This window comes from Pseudomonas sp. GM17 (assembly GCF_000282175.2).
GTDB lineage: Bacteria > Pseudomonadota > Gammaproteobacteria > Pseudomonadales > Pseudomonadaceae > Aquipseudomonas > Aquipseudomonas chlororaphis.
The window spans coordinates 5,502,250-5,525,031 of sequence record NZ_CP124732.1 but is presented as its reverse complement, the minus strand read 5'-3'; the positions used below and the strand labels follow the sequence as shown (position 1 = coordinate 5,525,031).

Here is a 22,782-nt window from a genome sequence, read left to right as displayed (position 1 = left end):
CCCTCTCAATGCCGGTGGCGCTTGCGCCATGCACGCCACCAGGCGCCGCTGAGGACGAAGCGTGGAAAGGTCACGAATTGTTCTACCAGCAGGCGCTGGACTGCATCTTTACGGTCACTGAACGGCTCGGCGGCTTGGGCCTCCAGGCTATGGCCGTGACGCTGCAGGCCCAAAGCGGCGAGCAGGCCGACCACGCCGATGGCGACGTTGGTGAAGCTCAAGCCGAATACTCCTGAAACCAGCAACAGAAAGCCGACGATGAACAGCGGCACTGCAATCAGGTGCAACACCAGGTTGGTCGGGTTGCGGTGGTTATGCGGGTAGGAGCGCCATTGCCAGGCGGGGAGGTTGGGGTGACGTTTACCCATGACAGTGATCCTTGATTCGTAGAAGCCTATGTATCAAAGGATAGGCCCCACGCGAGGGGGCGGCGAATCAAGGCTGGCTATGGGGGCGATAGCTTGGCAAGGGTTTCGCCGCGGCAGGGAGGCTGATCCTGCTGCAACGAAACTCGCGTTTTTAAAGCTTTAATTGACCGATGGCCTTGCTCAGTTCCCCAGCCAGGGTCGCCAGTTCGTTGCTGGTGGTCGCCGAGTCGACAGTCTGTTGCACCGTGTTTTCGGTGACGTCGCGAATACTCACCACGGCGCGATTCATTTCTTCCGCCACCTGGCTTTGCTGCTCGGCGGCCACTGCAATCTGGGTATTGCTTTCACGCATCTGCGCCACGGCCGTGGTGATTTCCGCCAGCGCTGCGCCGGCTTCCTGTGCCTGCTGCACGCAATCGTCTGCCTTGAACGAGCTTTCCTGCATGAAGTCCACCGCGTCGCGGGTACCTGCCTGCAGGGCGGAGACCATCCGGGTGATTTCGTCGGTGGAGGTCTGCACCCGTTTGGCGAGGTTGCGTACTTCATCGGCGACCACCGCGAACCCCCGGCCCATTTCACCGGCGCGCGCCGCTTCGATTGCGGCATTGAGCGCCAGCAGGTTGGTTTGCTCGGCAATGCTGTGGATCACGTTGACCACGCCATTGATCTTCTGACTGTCCTCGGCCAGGCGCTGGATCATCTCGGCGGTCTGTTGCACGCCGCTGGAGAGCCCGGAGATGGACTTCTGCACGCGGCTGACCACTTCCTGGCCGCTGCCGGCGAGGACATCGGCGGCCTGGGAGCGATCCCGGGTGGCGCCGGCGTGCTGGGCGATGTGATAGACGGTGGCGGACATTTCGTTGATCGCTGTCGCGGCCTGATCGGTTTCGCTTTGCTGGCCCAGCATGCCGTGACGCACGTCGTTCATGCTCGATGCCAGGCGTGCGGCGCCGATATCCAGTTGCCGGGCGGTATTGGCGACGGTGTTGACCACCCGCTGGTAACCCGCCTGCATCGCATTGAAGGCGCTGGCCATCTGGCCGACCTCGTCCGTGCACGACAGAGGCACGCGGGCCGACAGGTCGCCGGTCTTCTCCACATGCAGCATCACATCCTTGAGGGTGTTCAGTTGGCTGAGCAGGAAACGGATCAACAGTTGCGAAGCACCGAGCATCGCCAGCATCAGAATGAACACGGCCACCGCGTACTGGCTGAAGCGTTCGCTGAACACCTGACGCAGGCTTGGCCCATGGGCAAGCACCGCAATCCGTTGGCCATCGGCCCGGGGCAGCACTTGCGCGCCGATCAGAGGGTTTTCGCCGAACAGCGGCATTTCATCGAAGGCCACCCATCCATTGGCATTGCTCAACTGCGGCAGGGAGCGCTGATCGAGGCTGGGGGTCTGGCCGGCCGCGAAGCTCAGCAGATTCTCGGCATTGGGCAGCGCTTGCCTGGAGGGCCATGCGCCGAGCAGGCTCGCCTGGGCCCTGGCGTTGTTTTGTGAGGCCTGGCTACGCGCTTGCTGCTCCAGCTGGACGGCGTACAGGACCAGTAGCAGGGTGGTCACGAAGGCGACCGCATTGACCGCCCAGAACTTGTATTTCAATGAGATATTGCTGAGCCAGGCACCCATGGAAGGTCTTCTCTGATTAAGCGGAACAGTATTGGCAAGGTGCCATTATTGTGCCGCTATGCAGAGAGTCAAATCTTGATATGCGTCAAGCAATCTCGGGCAAGGCGAAGAAGGCTCGGGCGCTGGCGGTACTGTGGGCCGCCAGCTCTTCCTGGCTCTCGCCGCGATGCAGGGCCACCTCGCGCAACACTTCGGTCAGGTAGGCCGGTTCGTTGCGACCGTTCTTCGGCTTGGGGCGCAGGCTGCGGGGTAACAGATAGGGGGCGTCGCTTTCGAGCATCAGGCGACCGCGGGGAATCTCTCGTACCAGCGGGTGCAAGTGAGTGCCACGGCGCTCGTCGCAGATCCACCCGGTGATGCCAATGTGCAGGTCAAGGTCCAGATAGTTGAACAGCGCGCGCTGTTCGCCGGTGAAGCAATGCACCACCGCGGCCGGCAAGCGGTCACGAAAGTCGCGGACTATTTCCAGCAGGCGCTGGCTGGCGTCGCGTTCGTGGAGGAAGACCGGCAGTTGCAGTTCAACGGCCAGGGCCAGGTGTTCCTCCAGCACTTTTTCCTGTTGCCCTCGGGGGGAGAAGTCCCGATTGAAGTCCAGGCCGCATTCGCCCACGGCCTTGACGCTGCTTTCCTTGAGCAGGCTGCGCAAGCGCTGTGCGCTGTCGGCATTCCAGTCGCTGGCGCAATGTGGATGAATCCCGGCGGTAGAGAACAGTTGGCGGCCACTTTCATCCAGTTGCCGCGACAGCTCGAGTGCCTGTTCGCTGCCCTCGACACTGGTGCCAGTGAGCACCAGTTGGCAGACGCCGGCGGCATAGGCACGGTCCAGTACTGCGCGATGTTTTTCGGCGAAACTTGGATTGGTCAGGTTGACGCCGATATCGATGAGTTGCATGGTGCTATCTCCGCCTGCGGCCGGAAAGCATATCAGAGCTGTAGATTTATAAGAAAAGCCAAGAACTACAACGAGTTGAAGCTGTCTCTTGATGCCGGAAGAAAGGCTGCGGTTGGTTTGCCAGCCGTGGTTGTGCCAGTCTTTCACATCTTGTCAGCGCTCTAGGCGCTCTGTTTCTGTCGCCCGCGTTTTCGCCATTGCTCGAAAACCCGGACAGTATTCTTCCCGGAGAGCGGATGACGCGACCCTCGGTTTTGCTAGCGTTGTGCTTGTCGTTGCTGCTGCCCCTGCCGGCGGTAGCACGCTTGGCTGGCCCTCCGGAAGCGGCCGTAGCGGGCAAGGTTCGCGACCTGGCGGACATTCGCAGCAGCCGGGTCTTGCGCGTGCTGGTCAACCAGAGTCGCAATAGCTCCGGTGAAGTCCAGGGCCAGGCCATCGGTGTCGAATATCACCGTCTGCGCGCCTTTGAGCAGTACCTCAATGGTCACGCTCGCGACGGTCAGGAAATCAGTCTCAAGATCATTCCCAAAGCCAAGGATCAATTGCTCGGTGCGCTGCAGCGTGGCGAGGGGGATCTGGTCGCTCCAGGAGAGTTGTTGGAGGCGCTACCGGGGCAAGCGGTAAGCCCCAGTGAACCGGTCGCCAGCAACGTGCCGTTGCTGCTGGTGGGAATCAAGGGCGAGCGGCGCTACACCCGGCCTGAACAGCTCTCCGGCAAGACCCTGGCGCTGACCACAGGCAGCGCTGCCGGGGATGCGGTGAGCCAGATCAATCAGAAGCTGGCGCTGCATAAGCTGGCGCCGGTCAAGGTCGAGTGGGTCGATCCGAGCCTGGCAGTCGAAGATGTCCTGGAAATGGTCCAGGGCGGGATCTTTCACCTGACCATCGTCGAGAAGCCCATTGCCGAGCGCTGGGGCAAAGTCCTGCCGAAGCTGCGTTTTGATCGGCAACTGGTCATCAGCGAGCCTGGCGAGGAGCACTGGTTCGTGCGGCGGGATGCCTCGATGCTGCGGGCGAGCATCGATCGTTTCCTGAAGGTCTATAAGGCTCCGGCGGATCAGGACGTTGCGTTCTTGCGCATCTATCGACGCCTGTATCAGGTGCATAACCCTTTGACCCGGGCCGATCGCCAGCGCCTGGAAAAATTGCGCCCGGTATTACAGAAGCATGCCGATGCCCAGAACATGGACTGGTTGAACCTGGCGGCGCTGGCCTTCAAGGAGTCGTCGTTGCAGCCCTCTGCCAGGAGCGGCAGCGGCCCGACCGGCCTGATGCAGATCACCCCGTCAGCCGCCCAGCGGGTAGGGGTCAATAACATCCAGACCCTCGATAACAATGTGCTGGCCGGAGCCAAGTACCTGGCGTTGATCCGGCGCAAGTTCTTTTCCAGTCCCAAGCTCAACGAGCGCGAGCGTATGGCATTTGTCCTGGCGGCCTACAACATGGGGCCGGAGCGAGTACAGGGTATGCGGACCGAAGCCCGGCGACGCGGGTTGAACCCCAATCAGTGGTTTTTCCAGGTCGAGCGCATTGCCATGGAACAGGTCGGAATGGGCGCCGTCAGCTATGTTAATAGCGTCAACAAATACTATTTGGCCTTTGACCGGGAACGCGAATCGTTGGAGCCGCAAGCGCGTAAGGTCGTCTCAAGGAAGTAATCGATAAAGTTGATTGTTATCTTGCTATTTTTGCACTTTTAACATGAGATTTTGTGATTAATATAGCGACCCATTACCCAACACTACAAAGGACTACACAGCATGAGCACACTGATCAAAACCGTACTGAACACTCGTGCAGGCTACGGCCTGACCGTCCTGCGAGTTTTTGTCGGCATCATTTTCGCCGCTCACGGCGCGCAAAAGCTTTTCGGCTTGTTTGGTGGTTACGGATTGGCAGGTACGGCACAGTGGATGGAGAGCATCGGCTTGGCACCAGGACATTTGATGGCGCTGTTGGCGGGCGGTACCGAGTTCTTTGGCGGTCTGGCGCTGATTATCGGTCTGTTGGCACGTCCTGCCGCGTTGGGGTTGAGCTTCACCTTGCTGGTGGCGATTTTCTCCGTGCACATCAGCAATGGCCTGTTCATGGCGAACAATGGTTATGAGTTCGCCCTGGCTCTGCTCGGCGGCACCATTGCGGTTCTGATCGAAGGCGCGGGCAAATTGTCACTCGATGCGGCGATTGCCAAGTAACTTCCGGAAAACACCCAAGGCCCGCTTGTAGCGGGCCTTTTTCGTTGCTGATTTCGTTATTGGGGATTCTTGACACTACCCCGTCGGCTTCTCTAGGATTGTTGCCCATGCGCCGATTTAAACAGCTACTTGCGGGGCGCCAGGTGATTCGGAATATCACCGACAGAAGCTCTACCGGCTTCGAAATACCGCTAAAGCGCTGGTTCGGTGTTGCCTCTCACCTGCCCGGCAGAAAATTGAGGCAGAGACACGACACGATGAATGCACTCCACCCTCCTGTACGTCTTGCGCCAATCACGGCGAATCTTGTTCAGCGCAATCCAAAAATTCTTCTTGGCGGCACACACCAGCCGACATTGCTGCGTTATCTCGATGGCTGGCCACGTCGCAGCACAGGCCCTTCGGCCTTTCTGATCCAGTTCATCGAAGACGGCGAGTCCTTGGCACGTTTTGCCAACGACAGTTTTGACCTTGCGGTGATACAGGCGCCCAGCTCGGAAAATGCTGCGGAAGTCATCCGGCATCTGACCCGTGTGGCTCGACAGGGGTTGATCACCCGTAGGTAAGTACCGTAGGTGATCAACCTGGCTGTCGAGGTGGGGCGATGTTTCTGAATCCCAGCTAAAGGCTGCATCGATATCGGGGGTTCAAACTACGGAGTTGCGTTTGGCCAGCTCCGCCAGCGCTACCAGATTGGAAACATTGAACCGTTTTAGCAGCCTGACCTTATAGGTGCTCACCGTCTTGTGGCTGATCAGCAACGCATCCGCGATTTTCTGATTATTCAGACCGCTTGCCAGCAGTTTCAGGACGGTGATTTCCCGGTCGGTCAGTTGGGCAATCAAGACACTCTCTTGGCAGGCGGCGTTTGTATTCTGTTGCAAGGTGCTGATTGTATCCTCGGGGAAATAGCTATACCCCGACAATATGGCTTTTACCGCATTAGCCAGTTCGTTCAGATTATCGTTCTTGCACAGAAACCCGGCCGCACCGGCCTGCAAACAGCGCAAGGCGAAGTTCTTGGAGTTGCTGGAAGTCAGCACCAGTGTCTTTATTGGCAGTCCAGCGGACTTTATATGGGAGATAACGGAAAAACCGTCGAGGTTGGGTATGTTCAAGTCCAGGATGAGCAGGTCTGGAAGATGCTTGCGTACCAGCTGGACGGCGTCGGCCCCGTTGTCCGCCTCCGCGACGATGTTGTGTTCGTGAGGTTCCAGAACGGTTCTTATGGCGAGTCGAATCAACGGATGGTCGTCGACGATGATGATACTTCCCATGCAAGGCATCTCGATATTTAGGGGGAGGGTGCCCTGCGTATGTTATCCGAGCACTCTGAAAACTAAATCAGACGAATCTGATAGTTGTCATTGTGTGGCTAAGTTATGGTTGAGCTCCGTTTTTATCTGGCCAAGCCACGCTCGCTATGCATATTATTATCTTTAGACCGACCTCTCATCTGAAAGGCTCTTGGTTATTCAACACTCTTTTGCGTCTTGATCGTTTTATCTACTGGTTTGCTCCTTCTCTAGCGATGTTGATGGGGGTGGCTGGTGTCGCGCTGTGTTTTTTTAGCTGGCAGCAACGACTGATATTGACAGGAGGGGCCGGGCTAGTACTGCTACTGCTGGCGGGAGGGTTAGTCATGCTATGGTCGAATTATGATTGGTGGCTGTTCAAGCTCAGTCCGCAGAAGGGCTTGAATATTCCTCTTAAGTGAGATCGGAGTTGCCAAGGCTGTCAGCCATAACATGGTAAATCGAAAGCGTTGACTTTTCTGGTAGTGAGTTGTCGGATAGTTCTACCTGAAGAATGGGAATTGTCCGGTTGCTGGCATGTGTTGTTAGGAGGTATTTTTTACTCCGTGTGATATGTTTTTAGATATATGACGGAGCCTAAGTCAGCGATGCTGCTACGAACTATTTCCATCGAAAACGCAGAGCAAGAAGTGCTGAATGGTGCGGTGCTCTGCAGTTTTGCAATTCCTATGCTGAGGCGTAATTTTCTTGCCTATAGCTTAAATGAGGGCGCTGAAGTCGGAGAGTCGCGAGTTTATATTGCGATGTTGCATAAAAAGGGGGGAGAGTATGCGCTGAGTTCGATTGAAAGCGAACGCGATTGGCGTCTGGTTATTCAGGTCTTCAAAGAGATAGTTACTCATGCAACGCGGCTTGAGATTCGACAACAAGGTGCTGCTGGCAGTGTTGGCACTCCCTACCATCTGATTGACCTTAAAGGCTGTGTGATACCGACGGGGAACCTTTCCGAGCATCGTTCACTCACCATCAAGAAAAATTTGGTGGTGAAACTCATATCATCAGAAGCTTCGACAGTTTGTCTGCCTGCAATTGATGACACCGAACTCAGCGTTCCAGCCCTTGATGTTTCTATTGAGACGACCTCTCAAAATCCCCCTGCTGCAAAAGATGCCACAGAGTGTGTGGACGAGGTTCCTGACTCGAACGAGTATGGTTCGCCAGAAACTGTTGAGGACCTTGAAGGGGACCTGCCTGATGATGCCCCGTCCAGATCTGAGCCGATTGGAGAACCATATGAATTATGCCAAAAGGACGCTGAAACCGAGGCTTATGTAAGGGAGGGCTCTACTGAGATCTCGTTATTGGCCGAGGATCTTCAACAGGGTATTGCTGGCTTAGCTATCACCAATGTCGAAAGTCATGTCGACTCATCCAGGAATGATGCTCTCCTGTCAGGTGTTACAACACATAGAGTAGATGCTGACCAGTCTGCTGATCCGGAGGTCGATGCCGTACGTCTGCATCAAGGTATACAGAACACACTGGCTGACTTGGCGGAGGTGGTTCGCGATTTGACTTCGGAGGATGATGTGGAATTAACCCAGGGAAATGAGTACGACCTGTCGATGTCTGACAGAGTTCCGACTTTGGTAGACAGGCAGCTTCAAACCATCCCTGATATCGATCAGTCCGGTGAAAATGCTGTGGATGCAATGCCGGATGAGTCGGACGGTTGTGAAGCCTCACTAGAGCATTCGCTGGATAAGGATCAGTTCCTGATGGATACGGCTCCCGATACCGAAGTTGTATCTCAGGGGGCGGATACCGATCATCTGCTTTTTGATGTAGAGAACACGTTGTCGAATCTTGCACATATGGCGCAGGAACTGGCACAACAAAAACTGATTGCAGTGAAGCAGCAGGAGGCCTTGGAGCTTTTAAAGGAGCAATTGCAGGAGCGAGAACGCAAGCTTCAGGAAAAGGATGAATACTTGCGCCAGTTACAAAGCCAGCTTCAACAAGAGAGGATCGCTATCGATAAATCCGCAGAGCACAACTCCAGGGTGATTGCCGAACGCAGCGTTGCGCTACAGCAGTTGGCTGAAAGTGTGGAGTCCCGAGAGCGAAGTGTTGCGCGGCGCTCTGAGCTATTGCAGTTGGAGCAACAACGTCTTGAAGAAATTTCTGTAAAACAAAGTGTTCGTGCATCCGAGCTTGAAAAACGGGACATCGGGATCCAGCAAAAAAATGCCGAGCTTGTGGAAAGATTAGCGCAGCTATCCAGTACCCGTAAAAAACTGAGCAATATTGTAAAAGGCTTCAATGAGACAGTGACCTTCAATAATAGTCTGCATAGCATATCTAGTACCTTATTCAACGACGACGAGTAAGGCGCCTCAGTTGAAATCGCAAGTGTCTATTTTAGTCCCTGGGTGTTTTTTCATGTAAGGCAATATGTGATCTGTATGAAATAGTCGGCTAGTAATGGTTGGGCAGGAGACGGGAGAAATGGGGGGCATGCATGTTCTTTGATGAGCGTTCTGATCGGACTTGCACATGAGCTTGTTTTTACCTCGCATGACCAAGGCAGTCGCTTTTCATACAGAGCCTAGAGATCGATTCATTCTAGATGGTGGATGTTCCGATGGCATGCGTCTTACTGGAAGATTTATTTTGCTCAATATTGGTTCTCAGTGCTCCGGTTGACCCATAATGCTGAACGGCTCATAAGGCTCTGCATGGGGAATTTAACCAATTGAGTACCAAACTCATTACGCAGGAAGGTTTCGAGGCTCTGAAAAGCGAGCTGGATTACCTATGGCGGGAGAAGCGTCCGGATGTGACGCAGAAAGTCACTTGGGCGGCCTCCCTGGGGGACAGAAGTGAAAACGCCGATTATCAATACAACAAGAAACTCCTGAGGGAAATTGATCGCCGGGTTCGCTACTTGCGCAAGCGACTCGAAGACATGAAGGTCGTGTCTTATTCGCCGGAACAGGAGGGTCGGGTTTTCTTCGGCGCCTGGGTCGATATCGAGAATGAAGAGGGTGAAACCAAGCGTTTCCGTATCGTCGGTTATGACGAGATATACGGGCAGAAGGATTACATCTCTATCGATTCACCCATGGCCCGGGCGCTCTTGAAGAAAGAAGTCGGCGACGAGGCGATAGTGCAGACGCCTGGTGGAGAAATGTGCTGGTGGATCAATCAGATCGAATACGTGAAATGAACTGCCTGCGAGGGGCTTACCCCTCGCGCAGTACTGTCAGTGGGCTGGCATTCAATGCCCGGCGTGTCCCGTAGACACCGGCACCGCCGATCAGCAGGGCACCGATAACAGGCAGGAGCAACAGCCAAGGATGTGGATGCCAGGGTAGGTCGAAGGCAAACCGATACAGCACCAGGCTCACCAGTTCCGATCCCAATGCCGCCAGTAGCCCGCTGACGGCTCCCAGCAGCCCGAACTCGATACGCCGGGCCTTGACCAGTAATTGTCGTTCCGCACCCAGCGCCCGTAGCAGGGCGCCCTGACGAATACGCTCGTCCAGGGTGGCCTGCAGTCCGGAAAACAGCACGGCCATGCCGGCGGCGAGTACAAACAGCAGCACGTATTCCACGGCCAGGGTGACCTGGGCCAGGATGCTGCGCAGTTGTTCGAGCAGAGCCTCCACTTGCAGGATGGTCACTGCCGGAAACGCCCTGGACAACTCGACCACCTGCTGGTCATGACCCGCAGCCAGATAGAAGCTGGTCAGGTAAGTGGCGGGTAGATCCCGCAGCGTGCCCGGCTGAAAGATCATGAAGAAGTTGGGCTGGAAGTTGTCCCAGTTGATTTCCCGCAGGCTGGTCACCCTGGCCTCGCGATTGACCCCTCCGACGCTGAATGTCATCTGGTCGCCGAGTTTGAGTTTCAAGCTTTCGGCCACCTGGGCCTCGACCGAGACGCCAGGTAAATCCCCTTCGGGCTGTTGTGCCCACCACGAGCCGCTGGTGATCTTATTGCCCGCTGGCAGATCCGCGGCCCAGGTCAGGCTCAAATCGCGCTGCACGGCGCGATCGCCACTGGAGTCCTTGCTGACGATTTCCCGGACCGGTTCGCCGTTGATGCTGATCAGCCGCCCTGGCACTACCGGATACAGCGGCGCGGAAGGGGCGGAAAGCGCCACCAGCTTGTCGGTGAAAGCTTGTTTGTCCGCGGGCAGGATATTCAGCGCGAAATAGTTTGGTGCGTTCTTGGGCAACTGGTTTTGCCAGGTGTCGAGCAATTCTCCACGTAACAGCGCAATCAAGGCCATCGACAGCAGAATCAAGCCGAAGGCCAGGGATTGCCCGGCAGCGGCCAAAGGATGCCGCAGCAGTTGGCCCAGCCCCAGGCGCCATGGCAGCGATGCCTTGGCCAGCAAGCGACGCAGACTCTGCAGGGCCAGCAGCAGTAATCCGCCCAGAACCAGGGCAGCAATGACGCCGCCGCCGAGCAAGGCAAAGGTCAACAGCAGATCCAGGCTCAGGCGCCACATGATCAAGCCCAGGGCCAGCAAGGCGGCGCCATACACCATCCAGGTGCTTGGGGGGATCGGCAGCAGGTCACGGCGCAACACCCGCAAGGGTGGGACACGCCCCAGCGCCGCCAGTGGCGGCAAGGCGAAACCGCCAAGTGCCACCAGGCCGGTGCCGATACCGGCGACAGCGGGAAGCAGCCCGCCAGGAGGCACATCGGTGGGTAGCAGGTCATGCAGCAGGTAAAACAGCCCAAGCTGGGCGAGCCAGCCGAGCAGCGCGCCGACGATGCTGGCCAGGATGCCGAGCAGGGCCAGTTGCAGGGTGAACAGCAGCATGGTTTCCCGGCGGGACAGGCCCAGGCAGCGCAGCAGCGCGCTGGCGTCGAAACGGCGGGAAGCGAAGCGCGCAGCGGACAGGGCAACCGCCACGCCTGCCAGCAGCACCGCCACCAGGCTGGCCATGTTCAAGTAGCGCTCGGCCTTGCCCAGGGCTCCGCCGATCTGGCGGTTGCCATCTCGGGCATCCTGCAGGCGCTGATTGGCCGCCAGGCCTGGCTTGATCAATTGGCGATAGGTTTCCAGGGCGCTTCCCGGACCGCGCCAGAGCTCCTTGTAACTGACCCGGCTGCCCGGTTGCACCACGCCGGTGGCGTTCAGGTCGCTCAGGTTGATCAGGACCCTGGGGGTCAGGCTATAGAAGTTGCCGGCGCGATCCGGTTCGTAAGTCAGTACCCGGCTCAGGCGCAGGGTTTTCATCCCGACGTCGATGCTGTCGCCGATTTTCAGGTCCAGCGCGGTCAATAGTCGAGCTTCGACCCAGGCTTCACCCGGTTGTGGACCACCGCCGGTTTCTTCCGTCGCGTAAGGGGCCGGGGCGCTTTTCAGTTCGCCGCGCAGCGGGTAGGCGTCGTCCGCGGCCTTGATACTGGAAAGCTGGATGCCATTGTCGGTGGCGATCACACTGGAGAACTCCACCACCTGCGCATGTTGCAGGCCCAGTTCCCGGCCGCTTTGTATCTGCTCTGGCCTTGCTGGAGAGCTGCTTTCAAGCAGCAGGTCCGCGCCGAGAAACTCCGTGGCGCGCAGCAGCATCGCGCCGTTGAGGCGCGCACCGAAATAGCCTATGGCGGTGCTGGCGGCTACAGCCACCACCAGGGCGAAGAACAATACCCGCAGTTCTCCGGCGCGGGCGTCGCGCAGAAGTTGGCGAACGGCAAGGCTGAACAGGCGCAACAGCGGCAGGCGTGCCATCAAGGCTCCAGGGGGGCGACCAGCAGGCCGGCTTCAAGGCGGATCAGGCGCCGGCAACGATGGGCCAGGCGTTCATCGTGAGTGACCAGGACCAGCGTCGTACCGCTTTCCTTGTTCAGATCGAACAGCAGGTCGCTGATGCGCTCGCCGGTGTGGCTGTCGAGGTTGCCGGTCGGCTCATCGGCGAACAGCACGTCAGGTTCGGCGGCGAAGGCGCGGGCGATGGCCACCCGCTGTTGTTCGCCGCCGGAGAGCTGGCGAGGCGAGTGACTCAGGCGCTGCCCGAGACCGACGCGCTGGAGCAGTTCGGTCGCACGCTCGCGGGCATCCCGACGGCCGTCCAGCTCCATGGGCAACATGACGTTCTCCAGGGCATTGAGGCTGTCGAGCAGTTGGAACGACTGGAAGACAAAGCCCACATGCTCGGCCCTGATTCGGGCGCGCTGGTCTTCGTCCAATGTGCCGAGGCTGCGACCTGCCAGGGTAACCTCGCCGCTGCTGGGCAGGTCGAGCCCGGCCAGCAGGCCGAGCAGGGTGGATTTTCCGGAGCCGGAACTGCCGACGATGGCCAGGCTGTCGCCTTTGTTCAGTTCCAGGCTGAGTTCGTGCAGGATGGTCAGTTCACCTTCCGCGCTGGGAACCACTTTGCTAAGGTTCCGCGCAGTGAGAATGCTTGCGCCCATGGAGAATCCGATGCGTGTGTGGTTTTTGAGTGCTGGCCTGGCCTTGATATGCATGGCCCAGAACGCAGCGGCGGGTACAGTCCTGATCGTTGGCGATAGTATCAGCGCGGCTTTCGGCCTGGATACCCGGCAGGGGTGGGTGGCGCTGCTCGAGCAACGGCTCAAGAGCGAAGGTTTCAACGATAAGGTGGTCAATGCTTCCATCAGTGGAGACACCAGCGCAGGTGGCCAGGCGCGGCTGCCGGCGCTGCTTGCAGAGCACAAGCCAGAGCTGGTGATTCTCGAGTTGGGCGGCAACGATGGCCTGCGTGGGCAACAGCCCACGCAATTGCAACAAAATCTTGCTTCGATGATCGACAGTTCCAAGGCCAGTGGTGCCAAGGTGCTGTTGCTTGGCATGCAGCTGCCACCCAATTACGGCGTGCGTTATACCCAGGCGTTTGCCGAGGTGTACAGCAAGCTCGCGAATGAAAAAAACGTAGCGCTGGTGCCATTTTTTCTGGAAGGAGTCGGCGGCAATCCCGAGCTGATGCAGGCCGATGGCATCCACCCTGCGGTCACCGCTCAGGGCAAGTTGCTGGAAAATGTCTGGCCGACGCTAAAACCGCTGCTTTGACGCTTTTCTACCGGCAGTGTTTCGGCTAATGTGGCGCCCCCGATTTGGAGCCCCCGATGCCGCGTCCCGCCTGGTCCCTGTTTGCCTACCAACTGATCGAGCCTGACGAACAGCTCGACCTGTTCGCCTGCCAGGAAGTCCGGGTGCACCTGGTGACGCGTCAGCTGGAGCTGGGCGGCTCTGCCGATCGCACGTTGTGCGGCACCTTGCTGCCCGCGCAACCGCGCTGGTCGAGTGTCGACCGGACCATTTTCCAGGACCAGCGCCTGTGTCCGTTGTGCCGGGCGATCCTCGAATCGCAAAAGCGCGGCACGCCACCGATCTGGCCAGAGTTGCGTTTCGAGCTGTAAGGCAGCAAGTTCTCGCCCGGCTCCCTTCTTGCGCTGATGCAACTGTCGCTCCCGCAGCCACGGGGGCGGGTGTACAATCACTTTTTTACTCGTTGATCATGCGAAGGATTTTCCGGATGTTGCCGCGCTTTCCTGTCGTCACCCGTTGCCTGACGCTTGCCGCCTTCTGTGTGGCCGGCCCCGTTGCCGCATTGGAACTGCCTCTACCTCCACCGGGCGAAGATATCGTCGGTCAGGTACAGGTGATCAAGGCCAAGTACGAAGACACCTTTGCCGACCTGGGCACGACCTACGACCTGGGCTATTACGAGATGGTCGCGGCCAACCCGGGAGTGGATCCCTGGTTGCCGGGCGCGGGCACCGAAGTGGTGTTGCCTACGCGTTTCATCCTGCCGCCGGGACCTCGTGAAGGCATCGTGATCAACCTGGCTGAATATCGCCTGTACTACTACCCGAAAGGGCGGAACGTGGTGTACACCTTCCCCCTGGGTATCGGCCGGGAAGGTTGGGGGTCGCCGATCGCCCATACCAGCATTGTCGCGAAGACGCCGAATCCGACCTGGACTCCGCCAGCCTCGATCAAGGCCGAGCACGCCGCCGACGGTGACCCGCTGCCAAACGTGGTGCCGGCGGGTCCGGACAATCCGTTGGGGCCATTCAAGTTCACCCTGGGCACGCCGGGCTACCTGATCCACGGTTCGAACAAGAAGTTCGGGATCGGCATGCGCACCAGCCACGGCTGCTTCCGGATGTTCAACAACAACGTCCTGGAAATGGCGAGCATGGTGCCAGTGGGGACATCGGTGCGCATTCTCAACGATCCGTACAAGTTTGGTATCAGCGCTGGCAAAGTCTATCTGGAAGCTCACACGCCGCTGGATGACAAGGGCAATCCGTCGGTCGTGGACAAGCACACCGCGGTGATCAACGCCTTGCTCAAGCGTGAAGACCTGGCCAATAACTTGCGGATGAACTGGGATGTGGTGCGCGACGTGGTGGCGGCCGAAGATGGTTTACCGGTAGAGATCGCCGTACCGACCACTGCGCCCGTAGTATCGGCGCTGCCTATCGATATGCAGCAGTAACGGCTGGAACAGTAACCCGTCGATGCCTCCGGGCGTCGACGGGTTTTTTATTGCCGCAAGAAAACCCGGGCAATAAAAAAGCCGACCCAATAAATGGGTCGGCTCGATAATAATCCCGAGGGATTATTACTTGCGGCTAGCTTTTTCCAGCATACGCAGAGCGCGCTCGTTAGCTTCGTCAGCAGTCTGTTGTGCTTTTTGAGCAGCAGCCAGAGCTTCATCAGCTTTACGGTAGGCTTCGTCTGCACGAGCCTGGGCACGAGCTGCTGCGTCTTCAGTTGCAGTCAGACGAGCTTCGGTTTCTTTGGATACGCTGCTGCAACCGGTAGCCAGAACTGCGGCCAGAGCCAGAGCAGAGAATTTCAGAACGTTGTTCATCGTGTTCCCCTTCAAGGACTTTCTATTAAGTAGCTATCTCATCCGAGTGATGAAATGGCCGGCGTACATACTACCCATTACTTGTAGTAAGTAAACTGACGTAGCGCAAGAAGCAAAAAAAATTCTAGGCGTTGAATCTTTTTCGAGCAACTTTTTATTGATCTGTATAAAAAATACGCAACCTTGTCACCCTGTTGGGAGGTTGCGCTTGTTGACCGTATCTGCCGTAGAACCCCTTTGCACGGCGCTTGCGGAGTGTAGGCTAAAGTCTATCTATATCGACTCGTCTACACTTTTGTTCAGAATCTGTGGGGCGCCTCACGCATCTTTGTCCATGTTGAGGTGACTTTAAATGGGTGGGTTCGTCTTAAATCTCAACATCCGGCGATGTTCAGGTTGTTGATCCTCAGGCGGTTTGATCGAGCGTTTTGCATGTATCTGGGAACAGGTCTGAGGACGCATCGACAGCAAACTGGCCTGATGCCAGTAGCTTGAACGCAAGCGTCCCTTGAGCATTGGTGCCAATGGTGCCTACTATTTGAAACGTGCTCGGTCATGCGAGAGCGGCAAGCTCTCCTCGGTGTCCAGACAGGCACGGGGTGGCGTAGTTGTTCCTTCGCCGGAAAAACATCGGTAAGGTAGGGGTCAGAATCCAAGACCCGCGAGGAGTAGTGATGAGCGAGGCGTTGTCCATCCACCATGACCAGGCTGGTCATCAATTCGAGACCAATGTGGACGGTCATCGTGCCTACCTGACCTATATGGACCTGGGTAAGCAGACCCTGGATATTTATCGGACGTTCGTGCCTAACGCGCTGCGTGGTCGTGGTATTGCCGCAGCACTGACCGAGCAGGCGTTGGAATATGCTGACCGCATGGGTTACACGGTAATTCCGTCGTGCTCATATGTGGAGCGCTATATGGAGCGCCATCAGCGCCACGCCGCGAAACTCTGAGCGGGGACGCCAAAAAAACGCCGGGCTTGGCCCGGCGTTTTTGTGTCTGCGATACGGGGTCAGGTACGAACCCGTTTTGGCAGGACGTCCTTGAGCTTGGCGTGCATGCTGCGCAAGGTTTTCTCGGTGCTTTCCCAATCGATGCAGGCATCGGTGATCGACACGCCGTATTGCAGTTCGGCCAGGTCCTTGGGAATTGCCTGGCAGCCCCAGTTCAGGTGGCTTTCGACCATCAGGCCGATGATCGACTGGTTGCCTTCTAGAATCTGGTTGGCCACGTTCTCCATTACCAGCGGCTGCAAGGCCGGGTCCTTGTTGGAGTTGGCGTGACTGCAGTCGACCATGATGTTCGGCTTGATCTTCGCCTTATTCAGCGCCTGCTCGCAGAGGGCCACGCTGACCGAATCATAGTTCGGCTTGCCATTGCCGCCGCGCAGAACCACGTGACCGTAGGCATTGCCCTTGGTGGTGACGATGGATACGCCGCCTTCCTGGTTGATGCCGAGGAAGCGGTGAGGGCTGGAAACCGATTGCAGGGCGTTGATGGCAACGGTCAGGCCACCGTCGGTGCCGTTCTTGAAACCTACCGCCGAGGACAGGCCGGAAGCCATCTCGCGGTGGGTCTGGGATTCGGTGGTACGTGCACCGATCGCCGACCAGCTGATCAGGTCCTGCAGGTATTGCGGGGAGATCGGGTCCAGCGCTTCGGTGGCGGTCGGCAGGCCCATCTCGGCCAGGTCCAGCAGCAGCTGGCGACCGATGTGCAGGCCGTCCTGGATCTTGAACGAGTCGTCCAGGTACGGGTCGTTGATCAAGCCTTTCCAGCCAACGGTGGTCCGTGGTTTCTCGAAGTACACGCGCATCACCAGATAAAGGGTGTCGCGGACTTCGGCGGCCAGGACTTTCAGGCGCTCGGCATATTCGTGAGCCGCCTTGATGTCGTGGATCGAGCACGGGCCGATGACGACGAACAGGCGGTGGTCGGTGCCGTCGAGAATATTGCGGATCACTTCGCGACCCTTGGTCACGGTGCGCAGGGCGGCGTCGCTCAGCGGGATGTCACGCTTGAGCTGGTCGGGAGTGATCAGGGTTTCGTTGGAGGCGACGTTAAGGTCGTTGATCGGTAAATCAGCCATCGTGTTACTCGTCAGGTCACGGGTGCCGGCCGCCAGCGATCCCCGCGCGGCGGTGCACAGCGGATTTAAGCGCGTCGGGGAGCCGAACCTTAGCGCGTTACACCGGGGCTCGACAATGGGCAGAGGCGGGTTTAATCCAGCGCTGGCTGCATAAAAGCCTGGTGAACCCGGTCATGGGAGAACTCGGCGGCATGCTGTTCGACCCATTGCTGGGCCAGGGCTTCGATCTGTCGCTGCTCAGCCTGGGGCTCATGCAGGTGGCAGTAGTGGGTGATCTGGCACACCTGCTCACTCATCCGGGCATGAAACAGGGTCTGCTCGTCGATGAAGGCGATCCCCACCAGATAGCCATGCTTGCGTCGCAGGCACCAGGCCACATAGCCGTTGTAGCGGGCGTTTTCACCCAGAGTGGGGATGCAGATTTCCAGTGCGGTGCCGCGGCGCCAGGCGCGGTGATAATTGCAAGCCATGCCGCCGAGGCTGATAGTGTGCAACCGTTGCCGCGAAATACATGCGTGCTCGCGTAAGGTCATCTCAACCGGAACATCGTCAGGATGAGGAATGAAACGTCCCATGAACGCAGACTCCGAGTGTCGGCTATGTGACATTGTTTCCCCCAGTATAGTGGTCGAATTGGAGCTGACTGATTTCGATATCGATCAGCGGCTGTTGGCGATGAGCGGTGTTTCAATGGTGATATTCACCAGTGTCGGCTGCGCCAGTTGTCGCTGGGCCCGGCAGCAGTTGCCCGGCTTCGATCTGCCGATCGAGCGGTTGTGCTGGATCGATGCGGGAAACAATGGCGGCGCGGTCGAGCGTTATCAGGTGTTTCACTTGCCGGCACTGTTCGTGGTACGCGACGGTGAGTTTTATGGGGCTTTGCAGTCGCGCCTGACACCCGGCGAGCTCAGCGAGCGACTGGCACAGGCGCTGAATCGAATTCCAGAGGAGTTGCCTTGATGGAAGCAGTCCACACGCCGCGAATCGGCATTATCGGTACCGGAGCGATCGGTGGTTTCTACGGGGTGTTGCTGGCGCGAGCCGGCCTGGATGTGCATTTCCTGCTGCGCAGCGAATTCGCCGCGGTCACCGAGCGGGGGTTGCAACTGCATAGCGCGGTGCATGGTGAGCTGACCCTGAACCCGGTCCAGGCCTATGCCAGTGCCGAAGATATGCCGCCCTGCGATTGGCTGCTGGTGGGGGCCAAGACCACCAGCAACGCCGAGCTGGCTCCGGCGATTCTTCGCGCGGCGGCTCCCGGCGCCAAGGTGCTGTTGCTGCAGAATGGCCTGGATGTGGAAGATGGCCTGCGCGACCTGCTTCCCGACTCGCTGCATCTGTTGGGCGGCCTGTGTTTTATCTGCGTGCACCGTGCCGGCCCCGGGGTGATCGAGCATCAGGCGCTGGGCGCGGTGAACCTGGGGTATCACAGTGGCCCGGCAGCGCAGGACGAGTCGCAGCGCCAGGCGATAGTGGAGGAGGGGGCGGCACTGTTCCGCAAGGCCGGTATCGGCTCCCAGGCCATGGCCAACCTGCAGCAGGCGCGCTGGCAGAAACTGGTGTGGAACGTGCCCTATAACGGTTTGTCGGTATTGCTCAACGCCAGCACCACGCCGCTGATGGCCGATGCCGACAGCCGCGAGCTGATTCAGGCCTTGATGCGTGAAGTGGTGCAAGGCGCCCTGGCCTGTGGTCACAGCATGCCGGACGGCTATGCTGAGCACTTGTTCAAGGTGACCGAAGGCATGCCGGACTATTGGCCGAGCATGTACCACGACTACCAGCACAAGCGTGCGCTGGAGTTGTCGGCCATCTATGCCGCGCCATTGGCCGCGGCCAAGGCGGCGGGATGCGAGCTGCCGAAAATGGAAGCCTTGTATCAGGCGTTGAGTTTTATCGACCGGCATAACGGTTGATCGCAGCATCGGGGGGAAGGGATATGGCAAAGGGCTTGGGCGGTAAACTGGTGGTGGCGATTTCATCGCGGGCCCTGTTCGATCTCAGCGAGAGCCATAAGGTCTATCTGGCCGAGGGGGTCGAGGCCTACCGCAAGTATCAGATCGATCACGAGGAGGAGTCCCTCGAACCGGGCGATGCTTTTCCCCTGGTGAAAAAACTCTTGAGCCTCAATGCCAGCCTCGGCCGGGCGCGGGTCGAGGTGGTGCTGGTGTCGCGTAACAGTGCCGACACCGGCCTGCGGGTCTTCAACTCGATTCAGCATTACGGCCTGGATATTTCCCGGGCCGCGTTTGTTGGTGGGCGCAGCCCTTATCCCTACCTAGCGGCCTTTGGCTGCGACCTGTTTCTTTCCACCCACGCCGAAGATGTGCGCAGCGCACTGGACGCCGGGTTCGCCGCGGCGACCATTCTTTCCGGTGGCGCCCGACGCGCCGCCAGCGCCGAACTGCGGATCGCCTTCGACGGTGACGCCGTGCTGTTTTCCGATGAGTCGGAACGGGTCTATCAGCTCGGTGGCCTGGAAGCCTTTCAGGCCAAGGAGCGCGAGTCCGCCCGCGAGCCGTTGCGTGGGGGGCCGTTCAAAGGCTTCCTCGCCGCGCTCAATCTGTTGCAGCGCGAATTCCCCGACGATGGTTGTCCGATCCGCACCGCCCTGGTGACGGCGCGTTCGGCCCCGGCCCATGAGCGAGTGATCCGCACCCTGCGCGAATGGGATATCCGCCTGGACGAGTCGTTGTTCCTGGGCGGCCTGGAGAAGGCCGCCTTTCTCGAAGCCTTCGCCGCCGATGTGTTCTTCGACGATCAGGCGGGTCATTGCGAACTGGCCCGCGAAGTGGTCGCCACCGGTCATGTACCCCACGGTATCAGCAACGAAACCAAGGTTTAGCTCAATGTTCACGGGCTTGCGCGGGACGTCGTAGTCGCCTTGGCACTGCTAAGCTGAATCAATCTCCGCCATATTGGCAGTCGAGGAGGTCATATGATTCGTTCGATGCTGTATGCCACTGACCTCGGTCTGTATGCGCCCTACGTGATGCAACATGCCCTGGAGCTGGCTCGAACATTCAATGCCGAATTGCACGTGGTTCATGCGGTGGAGCCCATGGGACTGTTTGCCGAGTCGGTGTTGCAGAGTTATCTCGACGAACAGGCCCTGAATGAGTTTCACAGCCAGGGTCTGAGCACGGTGATGGCGAATATCGAACAACGGGTACTCGACAGCTTTCGCGAAGAGTTGGGGGAGGGCATGCAGGATCTCGCGCTGATTCAGTCGGTCAGGGTCTTCCAGGGGGACCCCTCGCACGTCATTCTCGAGCAGGCGTCGAAACTCTCTGTGGATTTGTTGATCGTAGGAAGTCACAGCCATGGGGCGGGCGGTGAAACTCCATTGGGCAGGACGGCAGCCAGGGTACTGCAACTGGCCAAGGTTCCGGTTTACCTGGTGCCCTTGGTACAGCGTCGGCGGCTCGGAGATATCTGACGCGCTTGTTGGAATTTTCTGAAGAAAAGTTCTAGATTTATTCTTCGAACCATTAATATAGTTATATACCGTCGCTGATGCCCGTGGCGTCTACCTGCTTTGAGGGATTCATATGAAGCTTCAACAATTGCGCTACATCTGGGAAGTGGCGCACCACGACCTCAACGTCTCTGCTACAGCCCAAAGCCTTTATACCTCGCAACCGGGTATCAGCAAGCAGATCCGCCTGCTCGAGGACGAGTTGGGGGTCGAGGTATTCGCTCGTAGCGGCAAGCACCTGACTCGCGTCACCCCGGCTGGCGAACGCATCATCACCACCGCTGGCGAGATCCTGCGCAAGGTCGAAAGCATCAAGCAGATCGCCCAGGAATTCTCCAACGAGAAGAAAGGCACCCTGTCGATCGCCACCACCCATACCCAGGCCCGTTATGCCTTGCCGCCGGTGATCAGCAGCTTTATCAAGCAGTATCCGGATGTGGCGTTGCACATGCATCAGGGCTCGCCGATGCAGATCGCCGAAATGGCTGCCGATGGCACCGTCGACTTCGCCATCGCCACCGAAGCGCTGGAGCTGTTCGGCGATCTGGTGATGATGCCGTGCTACCGCTGGAACCGTTGCGTAGTGGTACCGCAGGGCCACCCGCTGACCAAGCTGCCGAAGCTGACCCTGGAAACCCTCGCCGAATACCCGATCGTGACTTACGTGTTCGGTTTTACCGGCCGCTCCAAGCTCGACGAAGCCTTCAGCCATCGAGGCTTGACGCCGAAGGTGGTGTTCACCGCCGCCGACGCCGACGTGATCAAGACTTACGTACGCCTGGGCCTGGGTGTGGGCATCGTTGCCAAGATGGCGGTCGATACCAAGCTTGATAGCGATCTGGTGGTACTGGATGCCAGCGAACTGTTCGAGTCGAGCATCACCAAGATCGGGTTCCGTCGCGGCACTTTCCTGCGTGGCTTCATGTGCGACTTCATCGAGAAGTTCGCGCCGCACCTGACGCGCGAAGTGATGGCCAAGGCCATTCAGTGCCACAACAAGCAGGAACTCGAAGAGCTGTTCGACGGCGTCGAACTGCCTGTCCACTAAGTCGGGCTTACTTGACCTCGGTGACAGCGAACTGTTGCCGAGCGCCCGCGACGACGATCTCCAGTTCATCCCCCTCGAACTTGCCCAGCAGGCCTTTGCCCAACGGTGAACGAGGGGTGATGACAGTCACCGGTTGCCCCACCACCTCTACCTTCAGTCCCGCCCCATCCGGCGCCAGGAACAGCCATTGTTCGTGGCCGTTTTCGTCTTCGAGGCCCAGCAGCGCGCCGACCTGGATACCAACCTGCTCGTCGTACGGGCGCAGGGTCAGGTTCTGGCAGAGCGCCAGCGCCTGCCGGATTTCCTCGACGCGCCTGGCCTGGCCGGCGGCGAGATAGGAGGCCTCGAGCCCCAGGGTGTCGTATTTGTTTTCGGCAATGTTCTCTTCGTGGGTCGCCGTCTCATAGGCGGTCTGCGCCGCACGCTGAGCGATCTCCAGATCGCCACGGAGTTTGTCGAGAATCAGTTGGTGGACCGTAGGTTTGTTCATGATCAATCGCAGAATTGCAGGACGTTGGCCCGGCTCTTTTCGCTCGGCGCCGTCTGGTCCTGTTGCAACCAGAACTGGCATTTCGGGTTGGACTGGTTGCGCAGGTTGCTGCGCGCATTATCCAGGGCCTGCTGTTGTTCGTTTTTACGCAGGTTTTCCTGGTACTGCTCGAACATGCGGTTGGACGCCGCCGATTCCGCGCTGGGCGGTTTTGCCAGCTGTTGCACGGCCTGGGCGACGGGCGCCAATTGCTGGTCGAACAGAAAACGCCAGGCCAGCCAGCAGGTCAGGGCGATCGCCAGAAAACCCAGCCACAATCCCAGGGCAATACTGCCGCTGAGTTGAAGTGCGTTTACGCTGATACGTAATGATCGACGGGATGTCGGGCGATAGGGCATGGCAGCCTCCTGGCAGGCGGTGTCGGCAAGCTGCGATTGTCGCACGAAGATTATCGGCGTTGGCTCTTCT

The 22,782-nt window shown here is 58.5% G+C and carries 26 protein-coding genes; 15 read left to right on the top strand and 11 right to left on the bottom strand.

Annotated elements, in window-relative coordinates; translation table 11 throughout:
• Positions 1-5: 5 nt before the first annotated feature.
• The 3 genes from PMI20_RS24475 to PMI20_RS24465 all read right to left on the bottom strand — a co-directional run bounded on the left by PMI20_RS24475 (position 6) and on the right by PMI20_RS24465 (position 2,893).
• Positions 6-368, bottom strand: coding sequence for an Mpo1-like protein (locus tag PMI20_RS24475; protein ID WP_007931363.1), 363 nt, complete (start codon positions 366-368; stop codon positions 6-8).
• Positions 369-519: 151 nt separating this feature from the next.
• Positions 520-2,001 (bottom strand): methyl-accepting chemotaxis protein, encoded by a 1,482-nt coding sequence (locus PMI20_RS24470; protein ID WP_007931365.1) that lies wholly within the window; start codon positions 1,999-2,001, stop codon positions 520-522.
• A gap of 85 nt (positions 2,002-2,086) precedes the next feature.
• On the bottom strand, positions 2,087-2,893 hold the full coding sequence (locus PMI20_RS24465) for a TatD family hydrolase (RefSeq protein ID WP_007931367.1): 807 nt from the start codon (positions 2,891-2,893) through the stop codon (positions 2,087-2,089).
• Positions 2,894-3,129: 236 nt separating this feature from the next.
• Between PMI20_RS24465 and PMI20_RS24460 the strand changes: the two genes are divergently transcribed.
• From PMI20_RS24460 to PMI20_RS24450, 3 genes are all read left to right on the top strand, one after another.
• On the top strand, positions 3,130-4,551 hold the full coding sequence (locus PMI20_RS24460) for an MltF family protein (RefSeq protein WP_007931369.1): 1,422 nt from the start codon (positions 3,130-3,132) through the stop codon (positions 4,549-4,551).
• Between the two features lie 102 nt (positions 4,552-4,653).
• A complete protein-coding gene (locus tag PMI20_RS24455) occupies positions 4,654-5,088 on the top strand; it encodes a DoxX family protein (RefSeq protein ID WP_007931371.1) in 435 nt (144 codons plus the stop codon).
• A gap of 257 nt (positions 5,089-5,345) precedes the next feature.
• A complete protein-coding gene (locus PMI20_RS24450) occupies positions 5,346-5,654 on the top strand; it encodes a hypothetical protein (protein ID WP_037035956.1) in 309 nt (102 codons plus the stop codon).
• A gap of 81 nt (positions 5,655-5,735) precedes the next feature.
• Here PMI20_RS24450 and PMI20_RS24445 read toward each other — a convergent pair whose 3' ends face one another.
• A complete protein-coding gene (locus PMI20_RS24445) occupies positions 5,736-6,365 on the bottom strand; it encodes a response regulator transcription factor (protein WP_007931372.1) in 630 nt (209 codons plus the stop codon).
• A 146-nt stretch (positions 6,366-6,511) separates the two neighbouring features.
• On the opposite strand from PMI20_RS24445, the gene PMI20_RS24440 reads away from it, so the two are divergent.
• From PMI20_RS24440 to greB, 3 genes are all read left to right on the top strand, one after another.
• A complete protein-coding gene (locus PMI20_RS24440) occupies positions 6,512-6,805 on the top strand; it encodes a hypothetical protein (RefSeq protein ID WP_037035922.1) in 294 nt (97 codons plus the stop codon).
• 186 nt (positions 6,806-6,991) lie between these two features.
• Entirely contained in the window at positions 6,992-8,734 is a 1,743-nt protein-coding gene (locus PMI20_RS24435; RefSeq protein WP_007931373.1) for a hypothetical protein, read from the top strand.
• 365 nt (positions 8,735-9,099) lie between these two features.
• A complete protein-coding gene (gene greB, locus PMI20_RS24430; protein WP_007931374.1) occupies positions 9,100-9,573 on the top strand; it encodes a transcription elongation factor GreB in 474 nt (157 codons plus the stop codon).
• 16 nt (positions 9,574-9,589) lie between these two features.
• Here the strand turns inward: greB and PMI20_RS24425 are convergent, their stop codons facing one another.
• Both PMI20_RS24425 and PMI20_RS24420 read right to left on the bottom strand, forming a co-directional pair.
• Positions 9,590-12,094, bottom strand: a complete 2,505-nt coding sequence (locus PMI20_RS24425) for an ABC transporter permease (RefSeq protein WP_007931375.1) — start codon at positions 12,092-12,094, stop codon at positions 9,590-9,592.
• Positions 12,094-12,777, bottom strand: coding sequence for an ABC transporter ATP-binding protein (locus PMI20_RS24420; protein ID WP_007931376.1), 684 nt, complete (start codon positions 12,775-12,777; stop codon positions 12,094-12,096). The genes PMI20_RS24425 and PMI20_RS24420 overlap by 1 nt, the downstream gene beginning before the upstream one ends.
• A 10-nt stretch (positions 12,778-12,787) precedes the next feature.
• Here PMI20_RS24420 and PMI20_RS24415 point away from each other — a divergent pair, with 10 nt between their 5' ends.
• The 3 genes from PMI20_RS24415 (at position 12,788) to PMI20_RS24405 (ending at position 14,828) form a co-directional block, all read left to right on the top strand.
• The gene (locus tag PMI20_RS24415) at positions 12,788-13,393 is read left to right on the top strand and encodes an arylesterase (RefSeq protein WP_007931377.1); all 606 of its coding nucleotides are present in this window, start codon (positions 12,788-12,790) and stop codon (positions 13,391-13,393) included.
• A gap of 56 nt (positions 13,394-13,449) precedes the next feature.
• Complete coding sequence (locus PMI20_RS24410; protein WP_007931378.1) at positions 13,450-13,743, top strand: hypothetical protein; 294 nt, start codon at positions 13,450-13,452, stop codon at positions 13,741-13,743.
• 116 nt (positions 13,744-13,859) lie between these two features.
• A complete protein-coding gene (locus PMI20_RS24405) occupies positions 13,860-14,828 on the top strand; it encodes a L,D-transpeptidase family protein (protein WP_007931379.1) in 969 nt (322 codons plus the stop codon).
• A 126-nt stretch (positions 14,829-14,954) separates the two neighbouring features.
• On the opposite strand, the gene oprI is transcribed toward PMI20_RS24405, so the two are convergent.
• Positions 14,955-15,206, bottom strand: a complete 252-nt coding sequence (gene oprI / locus PMI20_RS24400; RefSeq protein WP_003448337.1) for an outer membrane lipoprotei OprI — start codon at positions 15,204-15,206, stop codon at positions 14,955-14,957.
• A 674-nt stretch (positions 15,207-15,880) separates the two neighbouring features.
• Between oprI and PMI20_RS24395 the strand changes: the two genes are divergently transcribed.
• Positions 15,881-16,162: a GNAT family N-acetyltransferase gene (locus PMI20_RS24395; RefSeq protein WP_007931380.1), complete on the top strand. Its 282-nt coding sequence runs from the start codon at positions 15,881-15,883 to the stop codon at positions 16,160-16,162.
• A 59-nt stretch (positions 16,163-16,221) separates the two neighbouring features.
• Here PMI20_RS24395 and PMI20_RS24390 read toward each other — a convergent pair whose 3' ends face one another.
• Positions 16,222-17,298 (bottom strand): 3-deoxy-7-phosphoheptulonate synthase, encoded by a 1,077-nt coding sequence (locus PMI20_RS24390; RefSeq protein ID WP_007931381.1) that lies wholly within the window; start codon positions 17,296-17,298, stop codon positions 16,222-16,224.
• 131 nt (positions 17,299-17,429) lie between these two features.
• Positions 17,430-17,873: a PilZ domain-containing protein gene (locus PMI20_RS24385; RefSeq protein WP_007931382.1), complete on the bottom strand. Its 444-nt coding sequence runs from the start codon at positions 17,871-17,873 to the stop codon at positions 17,430-17,432.
• On the opposite strand from PMI20_RS24385, the gene PMI20_RS24380 reads away from it, so the two are divergent.
• The 5 genes from PMI20_RS24380 to cysB all read left to right on the top strand — a co-directional run bounded on the left by PMI20_RS24380 (position 17,872) and on the right by cysB (position 21,824).
• Complete coding sequence (locus PMI20_RS24380; RefSeq protein ID WP_037035927.1) at positions 17,872-18,258, top strand: thioredoxin family protein; 387 nt, start codon at positions 17,872-17,874, stop codon at positions 18,256-18,258. The genes PMI20_RS24385 and PMI20_RS24380 overlap by 2 nt on opposite strands.
• The gene (locus PMI20_RS24375) at positions 18,258-19,214 is read left to right on the top strand and encodes a putative 2-dehydropantoate 2-reductase (protein ID WP_007931384.1); all 957 of its coding nucleotides are present in this window, start codon (positions 18,258-18,260) and stop codon (positions 19,212-19,214) included. The genes PMI20_RS24380 and PMI20_RS24375 overlap by 1 nt, the downstream gene beginning before the upstream one ends.
• A 23-nt stretch (positions 19,215-19,237) precedes the next feature.
• Complete coding sequence (locus tag PMI20_RS24370) at positions 19,238-20,143, top strand: 5'-nucleotidase (RefSeq protein ID WP_007931385.1); 906 nt, start codon at positions 19,238-19,240, stop codon at positions 20,141-20,143.
• 93 nt (positions 20,144-20,236) lie between these two features.
• On the top strand, positions 20,237-20,737 hold the full coding sequence (locus PMI20_RS24365; RefSeq protein ID WP_007931386.1) for a universal stress protein: 501 nt from the start codon (positions 20,237-20,239) through the stop codon (positions 20,735-20,737).
• A 112-nt stretch (positions 20,738-20,849) separates the two neighbouring features.
• A complete protein-coding gene (gene cysB, locus PMI20_RS24360) occupies positions 20,850-21,824 on the top strand; it encodes an HTH-type transcriptional regulator CysB (protein ID WP_007931387.1) in 975 nt (324 codons plus the stop codon).
• A 7-nt stretch (positions 21,825-21,831) separates the two neighbouring features.
• Here the strand turns inward: cysB and PMI20_RS24355 are convergent, their stop codons facing one another.
• Entirely contained in the window at positions 21,832-22,314 is a 483-nt protein-coding gene (locus PMI20_RS24355; RefSeq protein ID WP_007931388.1) for a GreA/GreB family elongation factor, read from the bottom strand.
• A gap of 2 nt (positions 22,315-22,316) precedes the next feature.
• A complete protein-coding gene (locus PMI20_RS24350) occupies positions 22,317-22,712 on the bottom strand; it encodes a hypothetical protein (protein WP_007931389.1) in 396 nt (131 codons plus the stop codon).
• Positions 22,713-22,782 lie beyond the last annotated feature (70 nt).

Excerpts from the sequence above, each read along its gene's own strand:
- PMI20_RS24460 (WP_007931369.1), top strand. The coding sequence starts at position 3,130 with ATGACGCGACCCTCGGTTTTGCTAGCGTTGTGCTTGTCGTTGCTGCTG.
- PMI20_RS24420 (WP_007931376.1), bottom strand. The coding sequence starts at position 12,777 with ATGGGCGCAAGCATTCTCACTGCGCGGAACCTTAGCAAAGTGGTTCCC.
- PMI20_RS24465 (WP_007931367.1), bottom strand. The coding sequence starts at position 2,893 with ATGCAACTCATCGATATCGGCGTCAACCTGACCAATCCAAGTTTCGCC.
- PMI20_RS24425 (WP_007931375.1), bottom strand. The coding sequence starts at position 12,094 with ATGGCACGCCTGCCGCTGTTGCGCCTGTTCAGCCTTGCCGTTCGCCAA.
- oprI (WP_003448337.1), bottom strand. The coding sequence starts at position 15,206 with ATGAACAACGTTCTGAAATTCTCTGCTCTGGCTCTGGCCGCAGTTCTG.
- PMI20_RS24470 (WP_007931365.1), bottom strand. The coding sequence starts at position 2,001 with ATGGGTGCCTGGCTCAGCAATATCTCATTGAAATACAAGTTCTGGGCG.
- PMI20_RS24410 (WP_007931378.1), top strand. The coding sequence starts at position 13,450 with ATGCCGCGTCCCGCCTGGTCCCTGTTTGCCTACCAACTGATCGAGCCT.
- PMI20_RS24450 (WP_037035956.1), top strand. The coding sequence starts at position 5,346 with ATGAATGCACTCCACCCTCCTGTACGTCTTGCGCCAATCACGGCGAAT.
- PMI20_RS24435 (WP_007931373.1), top strand. The coding sequence starts at position 6,992 with ATGCTGCTACGAACTATTTCCATCGAAAACGCAGAGCAAGAAGTGCTG.
- PMI20_RS24370 (WP_007931385.1), top strand. The coding sequence starts at position 19,238 with ATGGCAAAGGGCTTGGGCGGTAAACTGGTGGTGGCGATTTCATCGCGG.
- PMI20_RS24355 (WP_007931388.1), bottom strand. The coding sequence starts at position 22,314 with ATGAACAAACCTACGGTCCACCAACTGATTCTCGACAAACTCCGTGGC.
- PMI20_RS24455 (WP_007931371.1), top strand. The coding sequence starts at position 4,654 with ATGAGCACACTGATCAAAACCGTACTGAACACTCGTGCAGGCTACGGC.
- PMI20_RS24440 (WP_037035922.1), top strand. The coding sequence starts at position 6,512 with ATGCATATTATTATCTTTAGACCGACCTCTCATCTGAAAGGCTCTTGG.
- PMI20_RS24395 (WP_007931380.1), top strand. The coding sequence starts at position 15,881 with ATGAGCGAGGCGTTGTCCATCCACCATGACCAGGCTGGTCATCAATTC.
- cysB (WP_007931387.1), top strand. The coding sequence starts at position 20,850 with ATGAAGCTTCAACAATTGCGCTACATCTGGGAAGTGGCGCACCACGAC.
- PMI20_RS24375 (WP_007931384.1), top strand. The coding sequence starts at position 18,258 with ATGGAAGCAGTCCACACGCCGCGAATCGGCATTATCGGTACCGGAGCG.
- PMI20_RS24445 (WP_007931372.1), bottom strand. The coding sequence starts at position 6,365 with ATGGGAAGTATCATCATCGTCGACGACCATCCGTTGATTCGACTCGCC.
- PMI20_RS24390 (WP_007931381.1), bottom strand. The coding sequence starts at position 17,298 with ATGGCTGATTTACCGATCAACGACCTTAACGTCGCCTCCAACGAAACC.
- PMI20_RS24385 (WP_007931382.1), bottom strand. The coding sequence starts at position 17,873 with ATGGGACGTTTCATTCCTCATCCTGACGATGTTCCGGTTGAGATGACC.
- PMI20_RS24365 (WP_007931386.1), top strand. The coding sequence starts at position 20,237 with ATGATTCGTTCGATGCTGTATGCCACTGACCTCGGTCTGTATGCGCCC.
- PMI20_RS24475 (WP_007931363.1), bottom strand. The coding sequence starts at position 368 with ATGGGTAAACGTCACCCCAACCTCCCCGCCTGGCAATGGCGCTCCTAC.
- PMI20_RS24380 (WP_037035927.1), top strand. The coding sequence starts at position 17,872 with ATGAACGCAGACTCCGAGTGTCGGCTATGTGACATTGTTTCCCCCAGT.
- PMI20_RS24405 (WP_007931379.1), top strand. The coding sequence starts at position 13,860 with ATGTTGCCGCGCTTTCCTGTCGTCACCCGTTGCCTGACGCTTGCCGCC.
- PMI20_RS24350 (WP_007931389.1), bottom strand. The coding sequence starts at position 22,712 with ATGCCCTATCGCCCGACATCCCGTCGATCATTACGTATCAGCGTAAAC.
- PMI20_RS24415 (WP_007931377.1), top strand. The coding sequence starts at position 12,788 with ATGCGTGTGTGGTTTTTGAGTGCTGGCCTGGCCTTGATATGCATGGCC.